Origin of the sequence: Bradyrhizobium sp. i1.15.2, assembly GCF_040548425.1 — a bacterium.
Lineage (GTDB): Bacteria > Pseudomonadota > Alphaproteobacteria > Rhizobiales > Xanthobacteraceae > Bradyrhizobium > Bradyrhizobium canariense.
In genome coordinates this window covers 88,975-110,204 of the sequence record NZ_JBEPRQ010000014.1, presented here as the reverse complement: position 1 = coordinate 110,204, position 21,230 = coordinate 88,975, and the positions used below count along the sequence as shown (strand labels likewise).

Below are 21,230 nucleotides of genomic sequence, written 5' to 3'. Positions count from 1 at the left end.
CAATCCGGGACCGTTCCCGCATTCCGCTTCGCTCCATGCGGGCTACGATGACCGCCTCTTACTCCGTCTGGAAATCCCCCGGCTGCGGCGCGGCCAGTGGCGTGAACTCGCAGCGATCCGGTTTGATGTCGATCAGCGGCGTGTTGTCGAGGCAATCGAGCCCGCGCACCAGAATCGCGTTGCCCTCGATGCCGACCAGCTTCACGATCGACGTCCCGATCGGATTGGGGCGCACCGGCGAGCGCAGCGAAAACGTGCCGCGGGTCTTTTCGTTGTTCTTCGGGCTTTGCAGGACGATGTCGCGGCGCGACTTGTCGAGCCAGTAGAGCACTTCGAGATTGCTGTAGAAATCGACACCTTTGATCGCCGGCACGAATGGCTCGAAGACCTCGAGCCGGCATATCGGGCCGTCATGCCGGCCCTGCCGCGGGGTCTCCAGCCGCGAGCTCCAGGGCGTGCGGATGCGGCCGATAAAGACGAGGCCGGCATCCTGCGTCGGCGGCAGCTCGATGGAGACTTCACCCTCGCGGAGCTCGTTTTCGCGAACCATATTTCCAAATCCCTGCTGTTCGCCGGCAGTTTTAGCCCAACCACCACTTGCCGGCCAGCATGAAGACTTCGCCCGCGACCACGCCCGCGAAGATCGAGCGGCGGGTCAGCAGGAAGACGACGAGGCCGGCGCCGACCGCACCGTAGCGTAAGGCATCGGGCACGCTCGCAAGCGCCCCAGGCGGCTCGACCACGATCTGGGCGATGACGCCGGCCAGGATCGCGGTGGCGACCGCCCGTACCCAGACCAGAAGCTCGGAGCCTTCGTCGATGCCGCCGCCGAACCACAGGCCCAGCATGCGCCATATCTGGTTGGGAACAACGCCGGCGACGAACAGCACCGCCAGCGCGTGCCAGTCGCCAATGAGCTGCGCAAAACTCATGCACGCACCTCCCGCCACCAATGCACGCCATAGGCGATGGTGCCGGCCACGAGGCCGCTGACGAGGATGTCGAGTCCGGAGTTCATTTTCGCGGCCAGCGGATACAGCAGAACCCCTAGCGCAAGTGCGACGACATCGGCGACCTCGCGGCTGTTGCGTGCGGTCGAGAACAGGAAGGACAGCGGCGTCAGCAAAAGGATCGCCGCCCCAAGCGTCTGGGTCAGATTCGCAGCAAGGAAATAGCCGACCGTGTTGGCGGTGAGACACACCGAGACAAGACCGAAGCCAAGTCCGTTGACGAAGGCGATCCGGCGTTCACGCGGCACCTGCGGCAGGAAGCGATGGCATTCGACCCACAGTGTCACTGCAGTGAGATGCGCCGCGAAAAACAGCTCGCGCCGTTTCGTCGTCGGCGTGCGCATCAGCGGCAGCACCGAGACCACCATCGGAAACAGGCGAATGGCGCTGACGGTGACCGCGATCGCCGACTGGATGACCGTCGCGCCGGAGCCGAGCGTGGTGATCAGGATGATCTGCGCCGGACCTGCCCAGACGAACAGCGTCGAGCAGAGCGCCCAGAGCAGGCTGAAATGGGTGTCGTGGGCGAGCGCGCCAATGCCGAGATAGGTCGCGAACAGGACGAGGGTGAGGATCGTCTGCGTGATCGAGCGCAGTCCCCACGCAAAGGCGCGCCAGGGACTTTGCCATTGAGGTGAATCGAGCGGAGGAAGCGCCACGGGAGTCTTGGCCGGGTGAGGAATCGTGCCTGCATAACGGGCAATACGGCGGCGGGCGTCAAGAAAGCGCGCGGCGGGGCTGGCATGCACGCGTGGTTGCCATTCGGGGCGCGTCCCCTACCCGCTCACACCGCGGTTCTTCAGCACGAAGCATGCCCCGCCCGCCTTGCGGATGCGACCGCAGAGTTCATCCGCCTCGCTCCGCGTATCGGCGCCGATGCGCACCTGGTAGAAGGCGCGCGTGCCTCGGCTGCGCATCACTGAGCTCAGCAGGCTCGGATCACGTTCGCCGATCACGGCGCCCAGCCGCGTGACCGCGCGGGAATACATAGCCAGTGCCCGGTTGCGGTCAAAGCCCGCGGCGAGCTGCACGCCCCAGATTTTTGCGGCCGCCAGCTCCACATGCTGTTCGAGCTCGGCGACGAAAGCATTTGGCGCGCGCTTCAAAAGCGCCATCAGATCGCGGCAGCTCGTCGGTGGCGCGCTCGGCGGACCCTTGCCCGTTGCGCCTGCCTTGGCCCAGGCATCGATGCTGGTGCCAGTGATGGCAAGAACGTAATTGCGGGTCTGCTCCGGCATGCTGCCGGTGCCGGCGAGCCATTCCTGCACCCGGCGCGGCCCGGCATTGTAGGCGGCCGCCGCCAGGCCGAGATTGCCGAACTGGTTGCGCAGCTCGTTCAGGAATTCCGCCGACTTCGGCAGCGCCTGCACCGGATTGAAGGGATTGAGCAGCCCGCGCTCGCTCGCGGTGCCCGGCATGAATTGCGCGATCCCCTGCGCGTGTTCGCCGCTGCGCGTCATGGGCCCCACCGCATCGGCCTGGAAGCGGCTCTCCTGCCAGATCACGCGGGCGAAGAACTCCAGCGGCAGATTGGCATCGCGCGCCGCGGCCTCGACGATCAGGCAGATCGATTCCCGCGTATCGCTCTCGCGCGCATCCGCGGGCTTCGCCGGCTGCACAGCGAGTTCTTCGACGCTGGGGACGGCGACGTCGGTTTTGGCGGGCGAACTGTCCCACGCAACAACCTGTGTCGCCGAGACAAGCAGCGCGGGGATGATGCACATCGCAATCTGCACCCATCGCGTGCAGACATGACGGTGGCGCGCCTCGGCGCGGCATGCGACAGTGTGATCTGCCATGTTGTGGCATCGTGCCATGGTTCGACGAGTTGCCAATATATGCTGCCTGACCTGCTTCTCCCAATGCGTTACCCCGCCAAACGGATCCGCGCGATCCTTGTCCTCGCCGCATTCATCCTGGGCGTCGCGCCAGCCGCCGCGCAGGTGACGTCCCAAGTCACCTCTCAAGTCAATTGGCGGATGACCACGGAATACCCTGAGAATAACATCTCCGGGATTGGACTCGCGACCTTCGCAAGCCGCGTCTCCGACCGTACCCACGGTTTCGTGACCGTGACGAACGCCTTCGATAACCAACTCAAGATCAACTCGGGCGAGATGCCGCGCGCGGCGCTGGACGGCCGGATCGCGGGCGGCGATGCCTTCGCGGGCGCGCTCTCGGGCCTCGACCCTGTGTTCGGATTGTCCACCCTGCCCTTTCTCGTGCAATCGGTCGACATCGCCCGCGTCACCAATCTGCGGGCGCGCCCGCTCTACGAAAAAGCACTCGCTGCGCGCGGCCTCAAGCTGCTCTATGTGACGATCTGGCCGGCCACGGGCCTGTGGTCGGAACGGTGGCTCGAAGGTGCCGACGACCTGCCGAAACTGAACTTGCGAACCTATGATGCCAATTCCACCGAGGTCATGCGCGCGGCCGGCGCGAACGCGCAATTCCTGCCGATGGACGCGGCGCTCGCCGGACTGAGGGAACACCGGCTGAATGCCTTCCTCACCTCCGGCGACGGCGGTGCGGGGCGCAAATTGTGGGACTTTCTGCCGCATTTCACGGCCATCAACTACGCGATGCCGATCTCGATCGCCTTCGTCCGCAGCGACGCCTTTGCCGAACTGTCCGAACCGATGCAGCGCGAGGTGCTGGCCGCGGCGGCCGAGACAGAACAGAGCCAGCTCGCGCTACTGACCCACCGCACCATCGAGAACTATGCGCGCATGCGCGACAATGGCGTCCATATCGCCGAGCCGGCGCCCGCGTTCCTTGTCACGGAGCTGCGGAAGGCAGCAAAGGACGCGATCGCCGCCTGGGGAACCCGGGCAGGCGCGGAGGCGACCGCAATCGTCGAATGGGCGAGACAGCAATGAGGGAGTGGTAGCGGAATCTGCAATCAACGTCCTGCCGGTGTCGCTGCCTACCGCCCTAGTTCTTGACCGGACCCGGGGATTTCGCCCCGGATGGCGCGGTCGAGGGCATCGATCAGCGCCTGGATCTCGATGAACTTGTTGCGCGCTCGCTCGGCCGTGTCGCGCACAAACGGAGCGGCCAGCACTTTCGCATGCGCATCCCTGTCCTCGATCATGCGATCACGGGCCTTCTTCAGAGTTTCAAGTCGCTCGCTCATCCGGCCTCTCCTGAAAAAAATCGTCCCGATCTCTCGTCCGGATTCGCCATTAACAAGACGCGGCGAACGAGCAACCCTCAACAGCCGCGGCAGATGTTCTTCAGCTTCGCTGCGGTTCTGGCCTCTTCCGCCACGAACGGGTCCTTGTAAGCACCACGGGACCCATCGTTCTCCGCAGCAGCGGGCTTTCTTTCCTTTGGAGGAAACGCAGCATCGTAGCAGGCGAGACGTCCGCTCGTGCTTTCGATCGCCCGGCAGTCCGGCCCTGCCGCGACAGCGCCTTGCGAAAGTGTGCCAAGTATCAATATGGCAAGCATCAATGCGACGAGAAGCGCTCTCCGGCGGATCCAGTCGACCAGACGAAATCGAGTCATACACGCTCCTGCTTAGTCGGCGGGAGCGCTGGTGACCCTCAGTCACCGGTCGATGCCAATGGAAGGCGGTGATGGCGCGACTCTACGCTTCCCTCCCGCGAATAGCGAGCTTTAAGGGATACGCGGTATCAAGAAGGCGATTTTCGGCCTGACAATGGTTGCGCGTTTGCCTTGGTCCGTGGCCTCGTTTAGGTCAAGCAATAGGCGGCGGTATCAACACAGGCGTGGCGACATGGTTACAATCTATTTCGATCTCGACGGCACGCTGACCGACCCGAAGCCCGGGATCACGCGCTCGATCCAGTATGCCCTGGAGCGGCTCAACGTCGCGGTGCCGAGCGAGGACGAGCTGACCTGGTGCATCGGCCCGCCGCTGCATGCCAGCCTGCAAAAGCTCACGGGCAGCGCGGAACTCGCCGACCGGGCGCTGCTGCTCTATCGCGAGCGCTTCAGCGATGTCGGCCTGTTCGAGAACGAAGCCTATGCCGGCATCGTGGACACGCTGACAACGCTTGCCGCGACAACACCGCGCATGTTCGTGGCGACCAGCAAGCCCGCGGTCTACGCCACCCGTATCGTCGAGCATTTTGGCCTGAAACCGTATTTCGAGCGCGTGTTCGGTTCCGAGCTCGACGGCACGCGCGTCGACAAGCGCGACCTGCTGCGCTACGCGCTCGACGAAACCAGGGTCGATCCCGCCAGCGCGATCATGATCGGCGACCGCAGCCATGACGTGGTCGGCGCCCGCACCAACGGCATGACCGCGATCGGCGTGCTCTATGGCTACGGCAGCGAGGCCGAGCTGCGGGACGCCGGCGCGCATCACATCTGCGCCGCGCATTCGGAGCTGCTCGGTCACTGCGTGGTCTAGGTCCATCAAGCGCTGACGGTCTCTACCGCCGCCAGCATGCCGGTCCTGGTGTGACAGTTCAGATACTCGAAGAACTGCTCGTCTGCAGCCGCCACAGTGACCTCGTGATAGAGCCGCAGTTTTGCTGAAGGGCCGAGCGTCGACAGGTACTTCATCGCGGCGCCGAATATCCTGACGTGGGTCGGATGCGATTCCGCCCACCGCTCCAGCGCCGCCAGGCTCTTCCACCAGCTTTGACCATAGGACTTTTCACTCGCGCTCCCGTCGGCTGCCAGCACGCCCATGTAACGGTTGGCGTAGCAGCCGATGCCGAGGCCCTCATCGCGCAGGAAATCCATGCCCTCGCGCAACACCGGTTCGACGTCGTCGAGATAGAGCTTTCGCTCCGAGGTCTCGGTATCGCTCCAATCCTGGCCTGATCGGATCAGGCAGAGATTGTCGTGCGCCTGCACGCGCAGCCGCGCGCCGTCGCGGATCAATTCGGGATTGCCGCCCGGCGACATTGGATCAGTCTGCGACAGCGGGATGCGATCACGCATGCCGCCCCAATAGGCGTGCTCCTGCACCTCGCCGCTCATGCCGCCGGCGATAGCGGCGACGCCCTCCGGCCGGCCGAGCGAGGAAAACAGCGTCTCGTGCCGCGCCACCGTGGGGCGCAGCACCTCGATGAAAGTGCCGATGCCCTCGCGCTGCGTTCCGGTCCAGGCCTCGCGCGCCGGTGCAAACCATTTGTCGAACCGCGCAATGTCGTCCCAATAGGCCACCGAGACGACGTTCTCGTAACCGGCCTGATCAACGTATTGCGCGCGGTCCCAATGCGAGGGCCTGCCTTCCGCGGCAAACCGTTCCGCGATGTCGGCGAGCGCGTCGGTCGCAGCCGCCGGCGCCGTGCCGCGATATTGAAGGCCGAAATAGGCCATCACGACCCGGTTCACCGCAGGCTTATAGCGCGCCACGAAGGACGGGTATGGCGGCTGGTAATCGTCCGGCACGCGCTTGTGGCGCGTGCGCGGGGTCTCGAGATGCAGAGGAATTGCGGATTCCATGAGCGTGCCTCCCTCGATTCCGGCGATCAGCTCGCCGCCGCGGCGATGTCCGTGGGCTCGACGGTGTCGACCGGCAGCGCAAACTGCTCGACGCGCTGGTAGCGCTTCTTGTTGAGCAGGAGCCGCGTCACGTCGGGGCGCGAATAATGCCCGGCTGGATCAGCGGCGTTCTTGGCGACACCGATGGCGCCAAGATCGATCTCGGCGATCAAGAGGCCCTCCTGGTCCGGCGCGAGCTTATCGCCGATCTGGCTGCCGTCGGGACCATAGATCGCAGCGAAGCCACCGCCGGCATGCAACAGCGCATGCTTGTCCGGTCGATCACACAGCTCGTCGATCATCGCTTGCGAGACCGTTGCGCAAGGGGCAAGCACGAAGCAGGAGCCCTCCACGGCATAGACGCGCGAGGCGGCGTTATTCACCTCGGCGCCGAGCGCCGGCGCGAACGGATCGTAGAGCGAAAAGCTCGGCCAGGCCGCCACATGGACCTGCTCGTTCTGGGCATACATCGCGTATTTCGACAGCGGCTGGAGATGCTCCCAGCAGCACAGTGCGCCGATGCGGCCGATGTCGGGCCGCGCATGCACGGCGAGATCGCTGCCGTCGCCCTCGCCATAGACCGTGCGCTCGGCATGGGTCGGCCGCAGCTTGCGGCGCTTTGCGATGGTCTCGCCATCCGGCCCGATCAGCCATTGCGCCAGATAAAGACTGCCGCCGTCGCGCTCGGACAGGCCGAGCACGGCAGTGAGCTTGGCCTTGTGCACGGCGTCGCGCAGCCGCTCGGCCTGCGGACTGTCATAAGACAACGAATTGTCGAAATAGCGCTGCACGAAGCCGCGGCCGATCGCCCAGGCCGGGGAATCCATCCAGATGTGCCAGGGGTAGCCGGGGATGAAGGCTTCCGGAAAGGCGATCAGCTTTGCGCCCTTCTCGGCGGCGTCCCTGATCAGGGCGATCGACTTGTCGATCGAGGCGTCGAGATCGAGCCAGGCAGGCGCCGCCTGCACCACCGCGACCTTGTATTTCGGATGTTCGATGCCCATTCCCACCTCCCTTGCCGGTTGATCGGAAGCCAGGTCCGATGCAGTCTATTTGACCAAGCCGGGACGGCGGGCGCTCGACCGCGGCGGAACAAAAACTCGACCGGACGGGATTCGCCGACCCGGTACGGGATTTGCCTTTCAGGCGGGACCTGCGCCGACACGCGATATTGCGGGATGTGAAAGGGAGGCTTTGCAGATGCCGATCCAGTTCACCACAGACGACAGCCCAGGCCACCGCCGCCTTGCGCTCTGGCAGGATATTGTCTGCGACGTCTTTGTCGGGCTCGACTGCAAGTCCGATCTTGGCAGCGCCTTTCGCGGCTCGGTCACCCGGGCGCCACTGGGCAAGGCGGAATGCTCCGAGGTCTGTTCCGACCGTCAGCACGTGTTGCGCACGCCCTCGCGCATCGCGCGCTCGGATCAGGATTTCATCCTGATCGCGCTCGGCAATCGCGGCACCGGCGGCGTGGTGCAGGACGGCCGCGAGGCCGTGGTGCACCCGGGAGAGTTTGCGCTCTATGACACCACCCGGCCCTACGAGCTGAAATTCGACGGCATCTTCACGCAGACCATCTTCAAGGTGCCGCGCGAGATGCTGCAGCGCCGGCTCGGCGCGACCGAAACCCTAACCGCCAGCGCTTTCGGACCAGACTCGGCACTGCAGAGGATCGCCTACGATTTCATCTACCGGCTTTGCCAGAGCGCGGATCAGATCGATCCGCACCACGCCGCCGCGCTGTCGGAACAGGCCGTCGATGTCCTGGCGATGGCGCTGGGCGAGCGGCTAGGCAAGACGCCGCTGCCGTCCTCGACCCATCGCTCCGCCCTGCTCTACCGATTGAAGGCGCATATCCGGGCTCATCTTGCCGATCCCGACCTCTCGCTGTCCGAGACCGCAGCGGCGCTCGGCATTTCGTCCCGCTATGTCAACGATCTCCTCGCCGACGAGGAAACCTCGTTCCAGCGCTACGTCCTCGGTGAGCGCCTCGCTCAATGCAGACGCGATCTCGTCTCCCCCGTGCTCGCTCACCGCCACATCAGCGAGATCGCCTTCGCCTGGGGCTTCAACGACCTCTCGCATTTCGGCCGCGTCTTCCGCGAGCATTTCGGGATGTCACCGCGCGACTACCGGCAGAGCCAGTCGCGGCATTGACGTAAGGTCTACCGAGAGCGTCGCCTACGGCACAAGCGCATCGCTGGGAGATGCGACGCGGGCCTTCATCGCTTCGCTCATGGGAAGCTGGAGGTTCTCCCCTTTCGGCGGAATCGGCGACTCGAACCACTTCGCGTAGAGCCTCCCGAATTCACCGGACGCCATCTTCTCCTTGATCGCGGCATCGACGACGGCCTTGAACTCGGGATCTTCCCTGCGGGTCACTAGCCCATAGTAAGAAGGCGCATAGGTGGCCGCCAACATCCGGAAAGCCCTGGGATCCGAGGCGTTCGCGACGAGACCGGCAACCAGGATATCGTCCTCGAACCACGCCGTGGCGCGACCCGTTCCCAGCATGAGGAGCGACTCGGCGTGGTCCTTGGCCTGCACGATCGTCACATTCAGCTTCTGGTCATCGAGGAGCTTCTTGGCGACCCCGAAATTCAGCGAGCCCTGCGTGATGACGACCGTCTGCCCGTCAAGTCCTTTCGGCTCCATCAGCTGCGACGAGGCCGACACCAGCCAGCGCGGCGATGCCACATAGGTCGCAACGGAGAACGCCACCTGCTTTTGCCGTTCGGCCGTATTGGTCGTGCTGCCGCACTCGACGTCGATGGTACTGTTCTGGAGCAGCGGGATGCGATTGGACGCATTCACCGGAACGTATTCGACCTCCAGCTCAAGCCGCTGCAACATGACCTTGACCTTGTCGGCCACTGCGGCACAGAGGTCGAGCGAGAGCCCGGTCGGTTTCTGATCTGCTCCGAGATAGGCGAACGGAATCGACGCCTCGCGGTAGCCGAAGCTGATCTTGCCGACCTCCCTGATCTTTTCCAAAGTCTGACTCGCCGCTTGCGCGGCCCCCATCTCGAGTAGCGCCAGTGATGCGGCGGCAATGGCGAGCTTCGGCGCGTGTACGCGGATCATGTCAGCCTCCAACCAGTTGCTAAGCAGTGGGATTTCGCGACAGCTCGTCGAGACTTTCTCTCAAAGCCCGATCAAGGATCTCAACGGCGCGGTCGATCTCCTCGGTCGAGACGGTCAACGGCGGCGCGATACGCCACACCGATCCGCGCTCGGGGCGGCGGCGGATGTTCATGCTCAGCCCGTACTCGAAGCACTTCTTCGTGGTGAGGCCGCCAAGCTGGTGGGCTGGGCGTCGGCTGTTGCAATCGCTGACCAGCTCGACGCCAAGCAGAAGGCCCATGCCTCTGATGTCGCCGATCTGCTCGTATTTCTGCTGGAGCCCTTCGAACCGGCCTCGCAGGTAGGCTCCCATCTCGTTGGCGCGTGCGACAAGTTTCTCCTCAGTGATCACGCGCAGCACCGCGAGCCCGACCTCGGCAAGCAAGGGATCGGACACGTGGCTGGTGTAATAGGTAAAGTGATCCTCGTGGAGCTTGCTCTCGATCGCCTCGGTGGTCGACACCGCCGCAAGCGGAAGCCCACCGCCGAGCGTCTTCGACATAGTCATGATGTCCGGAACGACCCCGAAATATTCGGATCCGGTCTTCTTTCCGATACGCCCGAAAGCAGTCTGGGCCTCGTCGAAGATCAGCAGCATGCCGCGCTCATCGGCCGCCTTTCGCAGGGCCTCCATGAACGCCTTCGGCGGCACCAGCACGCCGCCGGCGCTGATCACGGGCTCCGCGATGATCGCAGCACCCCTCCCGCTCGACTGCATGTCGAACATTTTCAGGGCGAGTTCGAGATTGGCGAGCGCAGACTCGTCATCGCTGCCCTTCGAGATGTAGGGCCGGTAGGCGTTCGGCTCCGGGATAACGAACACGCCGGGCGGCGGCACGCCATATCCCTTGCGGTCGCTCGCCATCGAGACCGAGGCCGCTCCGCCGGTGATGCCGTGCCACGAGCCGCCGAGAACGAGCACCTCGTAGCCGCCCGTGTACATCTTGGCCATCCGGAGCGCGACTTCGGTTGCTTCTGAACCGGTATTGATGAAGATCGAGCGTTTGAGATCGCCGGGCAGCCAATCCCTCGCCAGCACCTGGGCGAGCTCGGCGACCACTTCGGGGATCATCCCGCTGAAGAGATGGAAGGCCTTCTTTCCCGCGTTCTCCACCGCCGCGACGATGGCTGGATGGTTGTGGCCGATGGTGGCGCACATCTGGCCCGAGGTGAAATCGAGATAGTCGCGCCCATCGCTGTCGGTCACGATCGTCCCCTTCGCCGAGGTGAAGAGGTTCGGAAACACGTCTCCGCCATAGCGGACGAGGAATTCGTCGGCGGCCTGTTTCAGCGCTGAAGTCATGGGTTCTCCTCGGGCAAGCGGCAACGCCGCACAGCCGTGCGGTGTGGCGATGCACTCGCCGTTGTCGGGTCGGTCTTTTGGGGCACGAAGCTGTTGCTTCAGGGCGTTTGCGGTACAAGAATTGCCTGAGCAACAGATAAATTCGTACCGGGCAGACATGATGGGCGCCAGTTCAAAAAACTCAGCAGCCGATGAAGCGGGGTCAACACCGCGGTCGAGAATGCCGCCGCTCAAGGCGCTGTCGGCATTCGAAGCCGCTTCGCGCCACGGCAGCTTCAGCCGCGCCGCAGAGGAGCTCGGCGTTACGCCCCCGCGATCAGCCACCACATCCAGAAGTTGGAGGATTTCCTCGGCGTTCGTGTTTTTTCGCGGCACGCCGGCCGCGCGGTGCTCACCAATGCCGGTCGCGTCTATGCCGCCGAGATCGAGCGCGCATTTGGAATGATCAAGGGCGCGACGCGGCTGGTCGCGCCGCAGTCGCAGCGCAATCATCTGTTCATCGCGAGCGGCCCGAGCTTTGCCGCCAAATGGCTTCAGCCGCGGATCGGGAATTTCATCGGCGAGCATCCGGAGATCGGGATCAGGCTGTCAACTATCGCCGACTTGCGCGAGCTCGATACCATTCGCTTCGATCTCGCCATCGCCTATGGACGCCCGCCCGTCCTCAACGACCGGCAGATCGAGCCGCTCCTGGCTGAGCGTCTGCGTCCGCTCTGTAGCCCGCTTCTGATCGAGCAACTCGGACTTCACGAGCCCGGCGATCTTGCCCGGGCCACCTTGATTCATTCGTCGAACGCGCTGACCTGGACCGACTATCTGCGAAAGGTCGTCGGCACGACGATCAAGGCACGCCACGAATTGTGGTTCGATCGATCCACCATGGCCATCGACGCCGCGGTCGAAGGTCTCGGCGTCGTCCTGGAGAGCGAGATTCTCGCCGCCGACGAGCTGGAAAAGGGCACCCTAGTCGCGCCGTTCCATCAGCCCCAATTCGAGGTCGAGACCGTGTCTTATTATCTGGTGCGGTCCTCCGAGGCCAAAGGCCGCAGCCATGTCGACGCGTTCGAAGCCTGGCTGCGCGCGAAGATCACGGCTGCGAATTTGAAGGGGACAATCGTGGCGTAACGCGTGCGGCCCCAGCAGAGCCGCTATGTGAGCACGCAATAGGACACTGCGCGTGCTTGCTCTACCATCGGCACCAGGCCGCGGGGATCAATCAGCGGCCAGCCGAGGAGCAAATCGATGGAATACCGACGCTTGGGCCGCTCGGGCCTGATGGTACCCGCCTTGAGTCTTGGGACCGGTACCTTCGGCGGCGTTGGCCGCCTCGCTGCATGGGGCACGACTGACGCGACCGAAGCGCGGCGCCTTCTGGATATCTGTCTCGATGCCGGCGTGTCGATGTTCGACACCGCGAACGTCTATTCGCTCGGCGAATCCGAGCGCGTTCTCGGCGAAGCCATCAAGGGCCGCCGCGACAAGGTTTTGGTCTCGACCAAGGCGACGTTCCGCTTCGGCGACGGCCCCAACGACATCGGGTCGTCGCGGCAGCATCTGCTCACAGCCATCGATGCTTCGCTGAGCCGGCTCGGCACCGATTACATCGACCTGTTCCAGCTTCACGGCTTCGACGCCTTCACCCCTCCTGAGGAGGTGCTTAGCACGCTCGACGTGCTCGTGCGCGCCGGCAAGATCCGCTACGTCGGCGTGTCGAACTTTTCGGGCTGGCACCTGATGAAATCGCTTGGCGTTGCCGACAAGCATGGCTTCCCGCGCTACGTCGCCAACCAGACCTATTATTCACTGATCGGGCGCGACTACGAATGGGAGCTGATGCCGCTCGGCCTCGACCAGGGCCTCGGCGCGGTGGTCTGGTCGCCGCTCGGGTGGGGACGCCTCACCGGAAAGATCCGCCGCGGCCAGCCAAAGCCTGACGTAAGCCGCTTGCCCAAAACGGCCGAGTTCGGCCCACCCGTGCCGGACGAGCACGTCTACCGCGTCGTCGATGCGATCGACGAGGTCGCCAAGGAAACGGGCAAGAGCGTCTCGCAGATCGCGCTGAACTGGCTGCTACAGCGTCCGACCGTCTCGACGCTGATTATCGGCGCGCGCAACGAGACGCAGCTGCGCGAAAATCTCGGCGCGGTCGGCTGGTCGTTGACCAAGGACCAGATCGCCAAGCTCGATACGGCGAGCAAGGTGACGCTGCCCTATCCTTACTGGCACCAGCGCACGGCCTTCACCGACCGCAACCCGCCGCCGGTGTAGCGACCGCGCGCGGCGCAGTCCGGCTTGAGCTGCATCAATCCGGCCCGCGCCGACAGTGGCATCGTGCGCTCCCGCGAGGCCGCCCGATGCGCCGATTTGCCATGAAGGCCCTGTTCACCGCTCTCAATCTCAACCGCGCCGAGCGGAGCGGGATCGATTGGGACCGCACCATCCGGATCGTCTCGACCGCGGTGACGGTTGGGCTCGTCGCGCTCTATGTTTTCGGGAAGTCGACCTCGCGCTGGTGAGCCGCGAGGGCTGTGCGGACCCATGCCCGCGGTGCCGGGAGACCCGCGCCCGGCGCAGGAACCGCCCGTATCCTGCCGGGTTGCGATGCATCTCGCAATTTCCTAATCCGGAGACGAACCACGGCTCGAATCAAGCCCGCCGCCATCATGTCGCCAGCCCCCATGGAGCACGCCGACGGCCTGCCGCAGCCGCAGCGTGGCCAGGCGGTCCTGACGATTGCGCTCGGCATCATCATGGCAGTGGTCGACAGCGCCATCGCCAACGTCGCGCTGCCGACGATCGCGGCCGACCTCGATGCAAGCCCGGCGTTCTCGATCTGGATCGTCAACGGCTACCAGCTCGCGATCACGATCTCGCTGCTGCCGCTGGCTTCGCTCGGCGAGATCGTCGGCTATCGCCGCGTCTATCTGGTCGGGCTGGTGCTGTTCACGCTTGCCTCCGCATTCTGCGCGCTGGCGCACACGCTGCCGCTCCTCACGATTGCACGCATCGTGCAGGGGTTCGGCGCGGCCGGCATCATGAGCGTCAACGCGGCGCTGGTGCGCTTCACCTACCCCCGCAGCCAGCTCGGCCGCGGCATCGGGCTCAACGCCCTCGTCGTCGCCTTCTCGGCTGCGGTCGGCCCGACGCTCGCGGCCGGCATCCTGGCGTTCGGCAGCTGGCCCTGGCTGTTCGCCATCAATGTCCCGCTCGGCGTGGCGACACTGGTGCTGGGCTTGCGCAGCCTGCCGCACACCAGGCCTGCGAGCCATTCCTTCGACTGGCAGAGCGCGGGGCTGTCCGCGATCACTTTCGGCGTCGGCATCGCGGCCGTCGATAGCGTCGGTCATGGCGAAGCGGCGATCACCTGCCTCGTGCAGTTCGCCATCGCGCTCGTCGCCGGCGCACTGCTGATCTACCGCGAGACCCACATGGCCTCGCCGCTGCTGCCGATCGACCTGTTGCGCATCCCGGTGTTCGCGCTGTCGATTGCAACCTCGATCGCCTCGTTCTGCGGGCAGATGCTGGCCTTCGTCGCGATCCCCTTCTACCTCCAAAGCCGCTTCGGCTATTCGGCGGTGCATATGGGTCTCCTGATCACGCCGTGGCCGATCGCGGTCGCGTTCGCAGCACCCCTCGCCGGTCGCCTGGTCGAGCATTACCCGGCAGGCCTGCTCGGCGGCATCGGCCTCACGCTGTTCGCCTGCGGCCTCGCTGCGCTCGCCTTGCTGCCGGCGGCGCCCACGCCGCTCGATGTGATCTGGCGGATGGCGCTGGCCGGCGCCGGCTTCGGCCTGTTCCAGACCCCCAACAACCGCACCATGATCGCAGCCGCCCCGCGCGAGCGTGCCGGCGGCGCCAGCGGCATGCTGGGGACGGCGCGGCTGCTTGGGCAGACCACCGGCGCAGCGCTGGTCGCGCTGTTCCTCGGCCGCTATCCGATCGAGGGAACCAGGATCGCGTTGCTGACCGGCGTCGGCTTCGCGCTCTGCGGCGCGGCGCTGAGCATGTTGCGGCTGTCGCCCGCGGGCGCGCGCGGCGCCGAGCATGTTCGTGTGCAGGACGACCAGCGCCTGCGCGGTGACTAGCCGAGCCCACGCGCACGCTACCACCCTTCCTATACACAACCGGTGCGTAGCTTAACTATCTGAACCAATGACGTATTGCCCTCCCGCTGTGGTTGCGCTTCAATGGCGTCGGGGAATAAGGGGCACTTCATGCGATCATTTGGAATTGTGGCGCTCAGCGTCATGCTGGGCGGCTGCGCGTCTGTCACGCGCGGCACGACCGAAAATATCAGCATCTCATCAACACCGTCAGGCGTGGAAGCAATTGTCAGCGGAATGGAAGTTCCAACCACCTGCACCACGCCCTGCTCAGTGGTCGTCAAACGCAGCGCCGACATCTCGATTGCCTTCCAGAAGGAAGGCTATGAACCGCAGGTCGTTCCGCTCAGCCGAGACATACAGACCGGCGGAGCCGCCGGCTTTGCGCGCAATCTCTTGCTCGGCGGCGGCGTCGGCATGGGCGTCGATGCAGCGACCGGGGCGGCAACCGATCACAAGCCGAATCCGGTTATCGTAACCATGCAGCCCTCTGTCCCGCACGCAGCGCCGCGCGCTCCGAAAAAGCCGCGGCCGCCCCGCGCGCCGGAGGCTGGGAAGTAAGGTCGGCACGACGGGATCGGCTACCTGAGCCTAGTTCCTGCCCGGCCCCGCCACGAGGCAACATCCAGCGCCAAACAAAAGGCCGGCTTCTCAGCCGGCCTTTTCAATTCATCGCGTGCAGATCAAACCTTGACCAGCGGGCTCTTGGTCGGCCCCTTCGAGCCGCCGGGGCCACCGGGCTTGGACTTGCCCGGCGGGCGCTTGCGGGCACCCGGGAGCTTCTCCTGCTTCGGCGTGACCGGACCCTCGACGAACTCGAAGCCGATCTTGTCCTTGCTCTCGTCGGCCTCGTCCTTGATCAGAACGACGCGGACATGGCCGCCACCCTTGAGCTTGCCGAACAGCACCTCGTCGGCCAGCGGCTTCTTGATGTGCTCCTGGATCACGCGAGCCATGGGACGTGCGCCCATCTGCTCGTCGTAACCATGCTTCACCAGCCAGGTCTTGGCGGGCTCGGACAGCTCGATGGTGACGTCGCGATCGCCGAGTTGCGCTTCGAGCTGAAGCACGAACTTCTCGACCACCGTACCGATCACCTCGACGCTGAGATGGCCGAACGACACGACGGCATCGAGACGGTTGCGGAATTCCGGCGCAAACTGCCGGTTGATTGCCTCGTGGTCGTCGCCTTCCCGCTTCGAACGCGTGAAGCCGAACGCCTGCTTGGCGAGATCGGACGCGCCCGCATTCGTGGTCATGATCAGGATCACGTTGCGGAAGTTGACCTGCTTGCCGTTGTGGTCGGTGAGCCGGCCGTGATCCATGATCTGGAGCAGCACGTTATAGAGATCGGGATGCGCCTTCTCGATCTCGTCGAGCAGCACCACGCAATGCGGATGCTGGTCGACGCCGTCAGTGAGCAGGCCGCCCTGATCGAAGCCGACATAGCCGGGAGGCGCGCCGATCAGGCGCGACACGGTGTGCCGCTCCATGTATTCGGACATGTCGAAGCGCAACAGCTCGACGCCGAGCGACGCCGCGAGCTGTTTTGCGACCTCGGTCTTGCCGACGCCGGTCGGACCCGAGAACAGATAGCAGCCGATCGGCTTCTCCGGCTCGCGCAGGCCGGCTCGCGCCAGCTTGATCGAAGCGGCGAGCGATTCGATCGCCTTGTCCTGACCGAACACGGTGCGCTTCAGGGTCTGCTCGAGATGCTTGAGCACCTCGGCATCGTCCTTCGACACGCTCTTCGGCGGGATCCGCGCCATCGAAGCGATCGTGGTCTCGATCTCCTTGATGCCGATGGTCTTCTTGCGCTTGTTCTCGGCGACCAGCATCTGCGCCGCGCCGGATTCGTCGATCACGTCGATCGCCTTGTCCGGCAGCTTGCGGTCGTGGATGTAGCGCGAAGAGAGCTGCACCGCAGCCTCGATCGCCTCATTGGTGTATTTCAGCCGGTGGTAGTCTTCGAAGTACGGCTTGAGTCCCTTGAGGATTGCGATCGCGTCCTCGACCGTCGGCTCGTTGACGTCGATCTTCTGGAAGCGCCGCACCAGCGCGCGGTCCTTCTCGAAGTGCTGGCGGTATTCCTTGTAAGTGGTCGAGCCCATGCAGCGGATGGTGCCGGAAGCGAGCGCGGGCTTGAGCAGGTTCGAGGCATCCATCGCCCCGCCCGACGTCGCGCCCGCACCGATCACGGTGTGGATCTCATCGATGAACAGGATGGCGTTGGGATGCGCCTCGAGTTCCTTCAGCACCTGCTTCAGGCGTTCCTCGAAGTCGCCGCGATAGCGCGTACCGGCGAGCAGCGTGCCCATGTCGAGCGAGAACACGGTCGCAGCCGCCAGCACCTCCGGCACTTCGCTGTCGACGATGCGCTTGGCCAGGCCCTCCGCGATCGCGGTCTTGCCGACGCCGGCCTCGCCCACGAACAGCGGATTGTTCTTCTGCCGGCGGCACAACACCTGGATCGCGCGGTTGATCTCGGAATTGCGTCCGATCACCGGATCGATCTTGCCGTCGCGCGCCTTCTTGTTGAGGTTGACGCAATAGGTCTCGAGCGCCTCGCCCTTCTTCTTGGCGTCGTCGCTGCCCTTGGTCTCGGTCTCTTCGTCGACGCCGCGCACGGGGCGTGCCTCGGAGACGCCCGGTCGCTTCGCGATGCCGTGGCTGATGTAGTTGACGGCGTCGTAGCGCGTCATGTCCTGCTCTTGCAGGAAATACGCGGCATGACTCTCGCGCTCGGCAAAGATCGCGATCAGCACGTTGGCGCCGGTCACCTCTTCGCGACCGGACGACTGCACGTGGATTACCGCGCGCTGGATCACGCGCTGGAAACCTGCGGTCGGCTTGGCGTCGTCGGCGCCGTCCGTCACCAGGTTCTCGAATTCGGTCTCAAGATAATTGACGAGGCTCGTACGGAGCTTGTCGAGGTCGACGCTACAGGCGCGCATGACGGCGGCTGCATCGGAGTCGTCGATCAGGGAGAGCAAAAGATGCTCGAGCGTCGCGTATTGGTGATGACGCTCGTTTGCGATCGCCAGTGCACGATGCAGGGATTGTTCAAGGCTTTGGGAAAAAGTCGGCATTCGCGTCCTCTATGGCCCCCACCATCATGATCGCCATCGCCCGGTCAGGCAACAACAACCTTTGTCACATATAGTTATACAAGATCGCGGCGAAAGACCGGTTCCGCGACTCAGGCGGCTGCACAGCTGCGGTATTTTTCGATGCAAAACCCGTTCCGGTTTGGGCACGATCGGCAGCGGTCCGAAATTCCGTAGTTTTGCCGTCTGCAACGAACATCGCGCGCAGACATCACGCGGCAATCACACTGCGACATGCACAAGAACCGCCTTCAAACGCGCCGTGTCTTACTTCTTTTCCATCACGCATTGCAGCGGATGCTGGTGCTTGCGAGCGAAATCCATCACCTGCGTCACCTTGGTCTCGGCGATCTCGTAGGTGAACACGCCACACTCCCCGATCCCGTGATGATGTACGTGCAGCATGATCTTGGTTGCGGCCTCGGCGTCCTTCTGGAAGAATTTCTCCAGCACATGAACGACGAATTCCATCGGCGTGTAGTCGTCGTTCAGGATCAGCACACGGTACAGGTTCGGCCGCTTCGTCTTCGGCTTGACCTTGGTGATGACGGACGTGTTTGGCGCGGAGGGACCGCCCGAACGGTTCTCGTCGTTGCTCATCAGCGGAGCGTGGGCGTGGGCGGCGGCGGCCGCGGACGGATCTGGTCTGGAAGACAGTTGCGGCATGGCTCAGGCGTTCAAATTCCCCACGGAAGCGTATGGCGGTTCGCCGCGCAGCCCCGGCCTTCGGAGCTTCGCACAGGCGCACCGCCTTGTTGGATCGCCGCTTCCAGCCGGTCCGGTCCAAGCCGGATCGGCTTCACCGAATATGGGCCTGCCCCCGGCTCGCCGCAAGCGTGCGACAGCTGGGTCGATGCGGCCCCGGCGGTCCCGATTCCCGGTCCGGGCGATCCTCACCAAGGTTAATCAATCCGGACTGATTTGACAAAAGCTTCCGCCCCGCCGGTTTAGAAGATGTTGACCAGGAACCCGGCCGGTAACGCGGCTGCGGCGGCTTCGCGCGGGTTATCTCCGGTTTTCTACGGACCCATTTACCCTGCCTTCAATGGCGTGGCGCGAAAACGGGCAAAGTCACAGATTTCCGGGAATCGTCATGTCTAGCCTGCCCCTCGTCAGCCGTATTGTTGGTCGACACCTCTCCCGGTTTGCAGCGGCCGAACAAGGCAATATCGCCGTGATCTTCGCTATCGCGCTGCTCCCGGTTCTAGGCTTCGTCGGAGCTGCAATCGATTACAGTCGCGCGGCCCAGGCTCGTTCCGCAATGCAGGCGGCCCTCGATTCGACCTCGCTGATGGTCTCCAAGGATCTGTCATCCGGCACCATCACGACCTCGCAGATCAGCACCAAGGCGCAGGCTTATTTCAACGCCCTGTTCACCGCCACCAGCTCCCTGCCGTCGGTCAGCATCGCGGCCACTTACACCGCAAGCACCAGCATGGGCTCCACCATCCAGGTCACCGGCACCGGCACCTACACGACCACCTTCATGAAGGTCGCAGGTTTCCCGACACTCGACGTCGGCGCCGATTCCACCAGCGCCTGGGGTCTGGTGCGCATGCGCGTGGCCTTGGTGCTCGACAACACGGGGTCGATGGCGGACGACGGCAAGATGGCGGCGATGCAGACCGCCGCGAAGAGCCTCGTCGACCAGCTCAGCCCGCTCGCCAAGACCGATGGCGACGTCTACATCTCGATCGTTCCGTTTGCCAAGGACGTCAACGTGGGTGCCAGCAACTACAACAAGTACTGGGTCGATTTCACCGATTGGGACGCGGCCCGCGGCACCAGGTCCGCCAACCACAACAGGTGGACGGGATGCGTGGTCGATCGCGACCAGGACTACGACACCAAGAACACGACGCCCACGAGCGGCAACGCGGGAACGCAGTTCCCGGCCGAACAGTACTCCTACTGCGACACCGGCAGTTCATCCTATCTGCAGCCAATCATGCCGCTGAGCTACGACTGGAGTTCACTCAAGAGCCGGATCGACGCCATGAAGCCCACCGGTAACACCAACCAGGGCATTGGCCTCGCCTGGGGCTGGATGACGCTGTCGACCGGCGATCCCATGAACGCGCCGGCCAAAGACGCCAACTACACCTACAAGGACGCGATCGTGCTGCTCTCCGACGGTCTCAACACGCAGAACCGCTGGTACGGCAACGCTTGGCAAATCGACGCGCGGCAGAAGAAACTGTGCGACAACGCCAAGGCGGCGAACATCACGATCTATACGGTGCAAGTGAACACCGGGAGCGATCCGACGTCCAGCGTACTGCAATATTGCGCGAGCGGCACCGACAAGTTCTATCTGGTGACGAAGGCAGATCAGACCGTCTCGGTGTTCAAGGACATCGGCACGTCGCTGTCCAAGCTGCGCGTGGCGCGCTGAGATCGACACGCCACGACAAACAAAAAAAGCCCGGCTGCTTCAGCCGGGCTTTTGATTCCAGGACGTCAGGAAACGTTAGCTGGCGGCCGGAGTGAACTTCGACACGATGGTCTCGACCGGCTTGAACGCCTGCTTGGCGAGGTCGCCGTAAAGGCCTGCGATCTTCTGCGATTCCGCGACGAAGGACTCGTAGGCGGAACGGGCGAATTCGGTCTGCGCTTCGACGGCCTTGTCCAGCGACTTCACGCCGGAAAGCTTCTCGACGAAGGACTTGGTGTCTTCGAACGACTTCTTGGTGTAGTCGCCGTAGGCGCTGGCGATCGCCTGAAGGCCGTGCTGCATCGAGGTCGCGGAGGCGACGTACTGCTCGAAGTGCTCTTTCCCGTAGCCTTGAAAGTCTTCAACCTTGAACATTCGGAATCCTTTTCCCTAGCTCTCGTCGGGAAGCCCCGGCTCCCTGACTCTGCTCACAATTAGTGCAACGCACAAAAAAGTCAAGAATTTTGTGCATCGCACAAATTACATACAAAATTCGCCGCGATTCCCGGGGTTTCCCGCAATGGTTCCTTAAGCTTTTGGAAACCGCAGCGCCCTACCTTGATTCCCTGGACGTGTTCTACTTCCACAAGCGGCCAAAAGCCGTTGGAGAACATCACCTTAGCCAGAACAGCGGCTCAGGCCCAACGTCACCCGCGGCCAACACCTGCGGAGGACAGCCTGAGC

Annotated in this window: 21 protein-coding genes and 1 pseudogene; 10 read left to right on the top strand and 12 right to left on the bottom strand. The window is 64.0% G+C overall.

All coding sequences use genetic code 11. The features are described 5' to 3' along the window. Positions 1-58 precede the first annotated feature (58 nt). The 4 genes from tsaA to ABIB80_RS24015 form a co-directional block, all read right to left on the bottom strand. On the bottom strand, positions 59-550 hold the full coding sequence (gene tsaA / locus ABIB80_RS24030; protein WP_007603257.1) for a tRNA (N6-threonylcarbamoyladenosine(37)-N6)-methyltransferase TrmO: 492 nt from the start codon (positions 548-550) through the stop codon (positions 59-61). A 31-nt stretch (positions 551-581) separates the two neighbouring features. Continuing rightward, complete coding sequence (locus ABIB80_RS24025) at positions 582-932, bottom strand: AzlD domain-containing protein (protein ID WP_007603256.1); 351 nt, start codon at positions 930-932, stop codon at positions 582-584. Next, positions 929-1,669 (bottom strand): AzlC family ABC transporter permease, encoded by a 741-nt coding sequence (locus ABIB80_RS24020; RefSeq protein ID WP_035994751.1) that lies wholly within the window; start codon positions 1,667-1,669, stop codon positions 929-931. The genes ABIB80_RS24025 and ABIB80_RS24020 overlap by 4 nt, the downstream gene beginning before the upstream one ends. A 117-nt stretch (positions 1,670-1,786) precedes the next feature. After that, on the bottom strand, positions 1,787-2,734 hold the full coding sequence (locus ABIB80_RS24015) for a lytic transglycosylase domain-containing protein (protein WP_007603254.1): 948 nt from the start codon (positions 2,732-2,734) through the stop codon (positions 1,787-1,789). A gap of 114 nt (positions 2,735-2,848) precedes the next feature. Between ABIB80_RS24015 and ABIB80_RS24010 the strand changes: the two genes are divergently transcribed. Next, complete coding sequence (locus tag ABIB80_RS24010) at positions 2,849-3,889, top strand: TRAP transporter substrate-binding protein (RefSeq protein WP_354128547.1); 1,041 nt, start codon at positions 2,849-2,851, stop codon at positions 3,887-3,889. Positions 3,890-3,936: 47 nt separating this feature from the next. Here ABIB80_RS24010 and ABIB80_RS24005 read toward each other — a convergent pair whose 3' ends face one another. Continuing rightward, positions 3,937-4,146, bottom strand: a complete 210-nt coding sequence (locus ABIB80_RS24005; RefSeq protein WP_354128546.1) for a hypothetical protein — start codon at positions 4,144-4,146, stop codon at positions 3,937-3,939. 606 nt (positions 4,147-4,752) lie between these two features. On the opposite strand from ABIB80_RS24005, the gene ABIB80_RS24000 reads away from it, so the two are divergent. Beyond that, entirely contained in the window at positions 4,753-5,391 is a 639-nt protein-coding gene (locus tag ABIB80_RS24000; RefSeq protein ID WP_354128545.1) for an HAD family hydrolase, read from the top strand. A 5-nt stretch (positions 5,392-5,396) separates the two neighbouring features. Here the strand turns inward: ABIB80_RS24000 and ABIB80_RS23995 are convergent, their stop codons facing one another. Together ABIB80_RS23995 and ABIB80_RS23990 are read right to left on the bottom strand one after the other, a co-directional pair. Further along, positions 5,397-6,437: a phenylacetaldoxime dehydratase family protein gene (locus ABIB80_RS23995; RefSeq protein ID WP_219684920.1), complete on the bottom strand. Its 1,041-nt coding sequence runs from the start codon at positions 6,435-6,437 to the stop codon at positions 5,397-5,399. Between the two features lie 26 nt (positions 6,438-6,463). Continuing rightward, on the bottom strand, positions 6,464-7,480 hold the full coding sequence (locus ABIB80_RS23990) for a carbon-nitrogen hydrolase family protein (protein WP_007603247.1): 1,017 nt from the start codon (positions 7,478-7,480) through the stop codon (positions 6,464-6,466). Between the two features lie 196 nt (positions 7,481-7,676). On the opposite strand from ABIB80_RS23990, the gene ABIB80_RS23985 reads away from it, so the two are divergent. Next, complete coding sequence (locus tag ABIB80_RS23985) at positions 7,677-8,633, top strand: AraC-like ligand-binding domain-containing protein (protein WP_354128544.1); 957 nt, start codon at positions 7,677-7,679, stop codon at positions 8,631-8,633. A 24-nt stretch (positions 8,634-8,657) separates the two neighbouring features. Here the strand turns inward: ABIB80_RS23985 and ABIB80_RS23980 are convergent, their stop codons facing one another. Both ABIB80_RS23980 and ABIB80_RS23975 read right to left on the bottom strand, forming a co-directional pair. Next, positions 8,658-9,560 (bottom strand): amino acid ABC transporter substrate-binding protein, encoded by a 903-nt coding sequence (locus tag ABIB80_RS23980; RefSeq protein ID WP_219684917.1) that lies wholly within the window; start codon positions 9,558-9,560, stop codon positions 8,658-8,660. Between the two features lie 19 nt (positions 9,561-9,579). Then, positions 9,580-10,902 carry an aspartate aminotransferase family protein gene (locus ABIB80_RS23975; RefSeq protein WP_354128543.1) on the bottom strand — a complete coding sequence of 441 codons (1,323 nt, stop codon included), beginning with the start codon at positions 10,900-10,902 and terminating at the stop codon, positions 9,580-9,582. Here ABIB80_RS23975 and ABIB80_RS23970 point away from each other — a divergent pair. From ABIB80_RS23970 to ABIB80_RS23945, 6 genes and pseudogenes are all read left to right on the top strand, one after another. Further along, a pseudogene (locus ABIB80_RS23970) lies at positions 10,901-11,250 on the top strand (LysR family transcriptional regulator); the annotation flags it as partial. The gene ABIB80_RS23975 and the pseudogene ABIB80_RS23970 overlap by 2 nt on opposite strands. A 93-nt stretch (positions 11,251-11,343) precedes the next feature. Continuing rightward, entirely contained in the window at positions 11,344-12,027 is a 684-nt protein-coding gene (locus tag ABIB80_RS23965) for a LysR substrate-binding domain-containing protein (RefSeq protein ID WP_354128569.1), read from the top strand. Between the two features lie 117 nt (positions 12,028-12,144). Next, positions 12,145-13,170, top strand: coding sequence for an aldo/keto reductase (locus ABIB80_RS23960; protein ID WP_219684914.1), 1,026 nt, complete (start codon positions 12,145-12,147; stop codon positions 13,168-13,170). Between the two features lie 86 nt (positions 13,171-13,256). Next, positions 13,257-13,418 (top strand): hypothetical protein, encoded by a 162-nt coding sequence (locus ABIB80_RS23955; RefSeq protein ID WP_197031132.1) that lies wholly within the window; start codon positions 13,257-13,259, stop codon positions 13,416-13,418. Between the two features lie 147 nt (positions 13,419-13,565). Next, positions 13,566-14,987: an MFS transporter gene (locus ABIB80_RS23950; protein WP_354128542.1), complete on the top strand. Its 1,422-nt coding sequence runs from the start codon at positions 13,566-13,568 to the stop codon at positions 14,985-14,987. 129 nt (positions 14,988-15,116) lie between these two features. Beyond that, complete coding sequence (locus ABIB80_RS23945) at positions 15,117-15,566, top strand: PEGA domain-containing protein (RefSeq protein ID WP_354128541.1); 450 nt, start codon at positions 15,117-15,119, stop codon at positions 15,564-15,566. A 122-nt stretch (positions 15,567-15,688) separates the two neighbouring features. On the opposite strand, the gene clpA is transcribed toward ABIB80_RS23945, so the two are convergent. Both clpA and clpS read right to left on the bottom strand, forming a co-directional pair. Continuing rightward, positions 15,689-18,094 (bottom strand): ATP-dependent Clp protease ATP-binding subunit ClpA, encoded by a 2,406-nt coding sequence (gene clpA, locus ABIB80_RS23940; RefSeq protein ID WP_007603241.1) that lies wholly within the window; start codon positions 18,092-18,094, stop codon positions 15,689-15,691. 285 nt (positions 18,095-18,379) lie between these two features. After that, positions 18,380-18,712, bottom strand: coding sequence for an ATP-dependent Clp protease adapter ClpS (clpS, locus tag ABIB80_RS23935; RefSeq protein WP_018455182.1), 333 nt, complete (start codon positions 18,710-18,712; stop codon positions 18,380-18,382). Between the two features lie 493 nt (positions 18,713-19,205). Between clpS and ABIB80_RS23930 the strand changes: the two genes are divergently transcribed. Further along, complete coding sequence (locus ABIB80_RS23930) at positions 19,206-20,507, top strand: vWA domain-containing protein (protein ID WP_354128540.1); 1,302 nt, start codon at positions 19,206-19,208, stop codon at positions 20,505-20,507. 75 nt (positions 20,508-20,582) lie between these two features. Here the strand turns inward: ABIB80_RS23930 and ABIB80_RS23925 are convergent, their stop codons facing one another. Beyond that, a complete protein-coding gene (locus tag ABIB80_RS23925; protein ID WP_219684910.1) occupies positions 20,583-20,921 on the bottom strand; it encodes a phasin family protein in 339 nt (112 codons plus the stop codon). Between the last annotated feature and the right edge of the window lie 309 nt (positions 20,922-21,230).

Bases quoted from the DNA above. Each gene is read 5' to 3' on its own strand.
- tsaA (WP_007603257.1), bottom strand. From the start codon at position 550: ATGGTTCGCGAAAACGAGCTCCGCGAGGGTGAAGTCTCCATCGAGCTG.
- ABIB80_RS24025 (WP_007603256.1), bottom strand. From the start codon at position 932: ATGAGTTTTGCGCAGCTCATTGGCGACTGGCACGCGCTGGCGGTGCTG.
- ABIB80_RS24015 (WP_007603254.1), bottom strand. From the start codon at position 2,734: ATGTGCATCATCCCCGCGCTGCTTGTCTCGGCGACACAGGTTGTTGCG.
- ABIB80_RS24010 (WP_354128547.1), top strand. From the start codon at position 2,849: ATGCTGCCTGACCTGCTTCTCCCAATGCGTTACCCCGCCAAACGGATC.
- ABIB80_RS24005 (WP_354128546.1), bottom strand. From the start codon at position 4,146: ATGAGCGAGCGACTTGAAACTCTGAAGAAGGCCCGTGATCGCATGATC.
- ABIB80_RS24000 (WP_354128545.1), top strand. From the start codon at position 4,753: ATGGTTACAATCTATTTCGATCTCGACGGCACGCTGACCGACCCGAAG.
- ABIB80_RS23995 (WP_219684920.1), bottom strand. From the start codon at position 6,437: ATGGAATCCGCAATTCCTCTGCATCTCGAGACCCCGCGCACGCGCCAC.
- ABIB80_RS23990 (WP_007603247.1), bottom strand. From the start codon at position 7,480: ATGGGCATCGAACATCCGAAATACAAGGTCGCGGTGGTGCAGGCGGCG.
- ABIB80_RS23985 (WP_354128544.1), top strand. From the start codon at position 7,677: ATGCCGATCCAGTTCACCACAGACGACAGCCCAGGCCACCGCCGCCTT.
- ABIB80_RS23980 (WP_219684917.1), bottom strand. From the start codon at position 9,560: ATGATCCGCGTACACGCGCCGAAGCTCGCCATTGCCGCCGCATCACTG.
- ABIB80_RS23975 (WP_354128543.1), bottom strand. From the start codon at position 10,902: ATGACTTCAGCGCTGAAACAGGCCGCCGACGAATTCCTCGTCCGCTAT.
- ABIB80_RS23965 (WP_354128569.1), top strand. From the start codon at position 11,344: ATGATCAAGGGCGCGACGCGGCTGGTCGCGCCGCAGTCGCAGCGCAAT.
- ABIB80_RS23960 (WP_219684914.1), top strand. From the start codon at position 12,145: ATGGAATACCGACGCTTGGGCCGCTCGGGCCTGATGGTACCCGCCTTG.
- ABIB80_RS23955 (WP_197031132.1), top strand. From the start codon at position 13,257: ATGCGCCGATTTGCCATGAAGGCCCTGTTCACCGCTCTCAATCTCAAC.
- ABIB80_RS23950 (WP_354128542.1), top strand. From the start codon at position 13,566: ATGTCGCCAGCCCCCATGGAGCACGCCGACGGCCTGCCGCAGCCGCAG.
- ABIB80_RS23945 (WP_354128541.1), top strand. From the start codon at position 15,117: ATGCGATCATTTGGAATTGTGGCGCTCAGCGTCATGCTGGGCGGCTGC.
- clpA (WP_007603241.1), bottom strand. From the start codon at position 18,094: ATGCCGACTTTTTCCCAAAGCCTTGAACAATCCCTGCATCGTGCACTG.
- clpS (WP_018455182.1), bottom strand. From the start codon at position 18,712: ATGAGCAACGACGAGAACCGTTCGGGCGGTCCCTCCGCGCCAAACACG.
- ABIB80_RS23930 (WP_354128540.1), top strand. From the start codon at position 19,206: ATGTCTAGCCTGCCCCTCGTCAGCCGTATTGTTGGTCGACACCTCTCC.
- ABIB80_RS23925 (WP_219684910.1), bottom strand. From the start codon at position 20,921: ATGTTCAAGGTTGAAGACTTTCAAGGCTACGGGAAAGAGCACTTCGAG.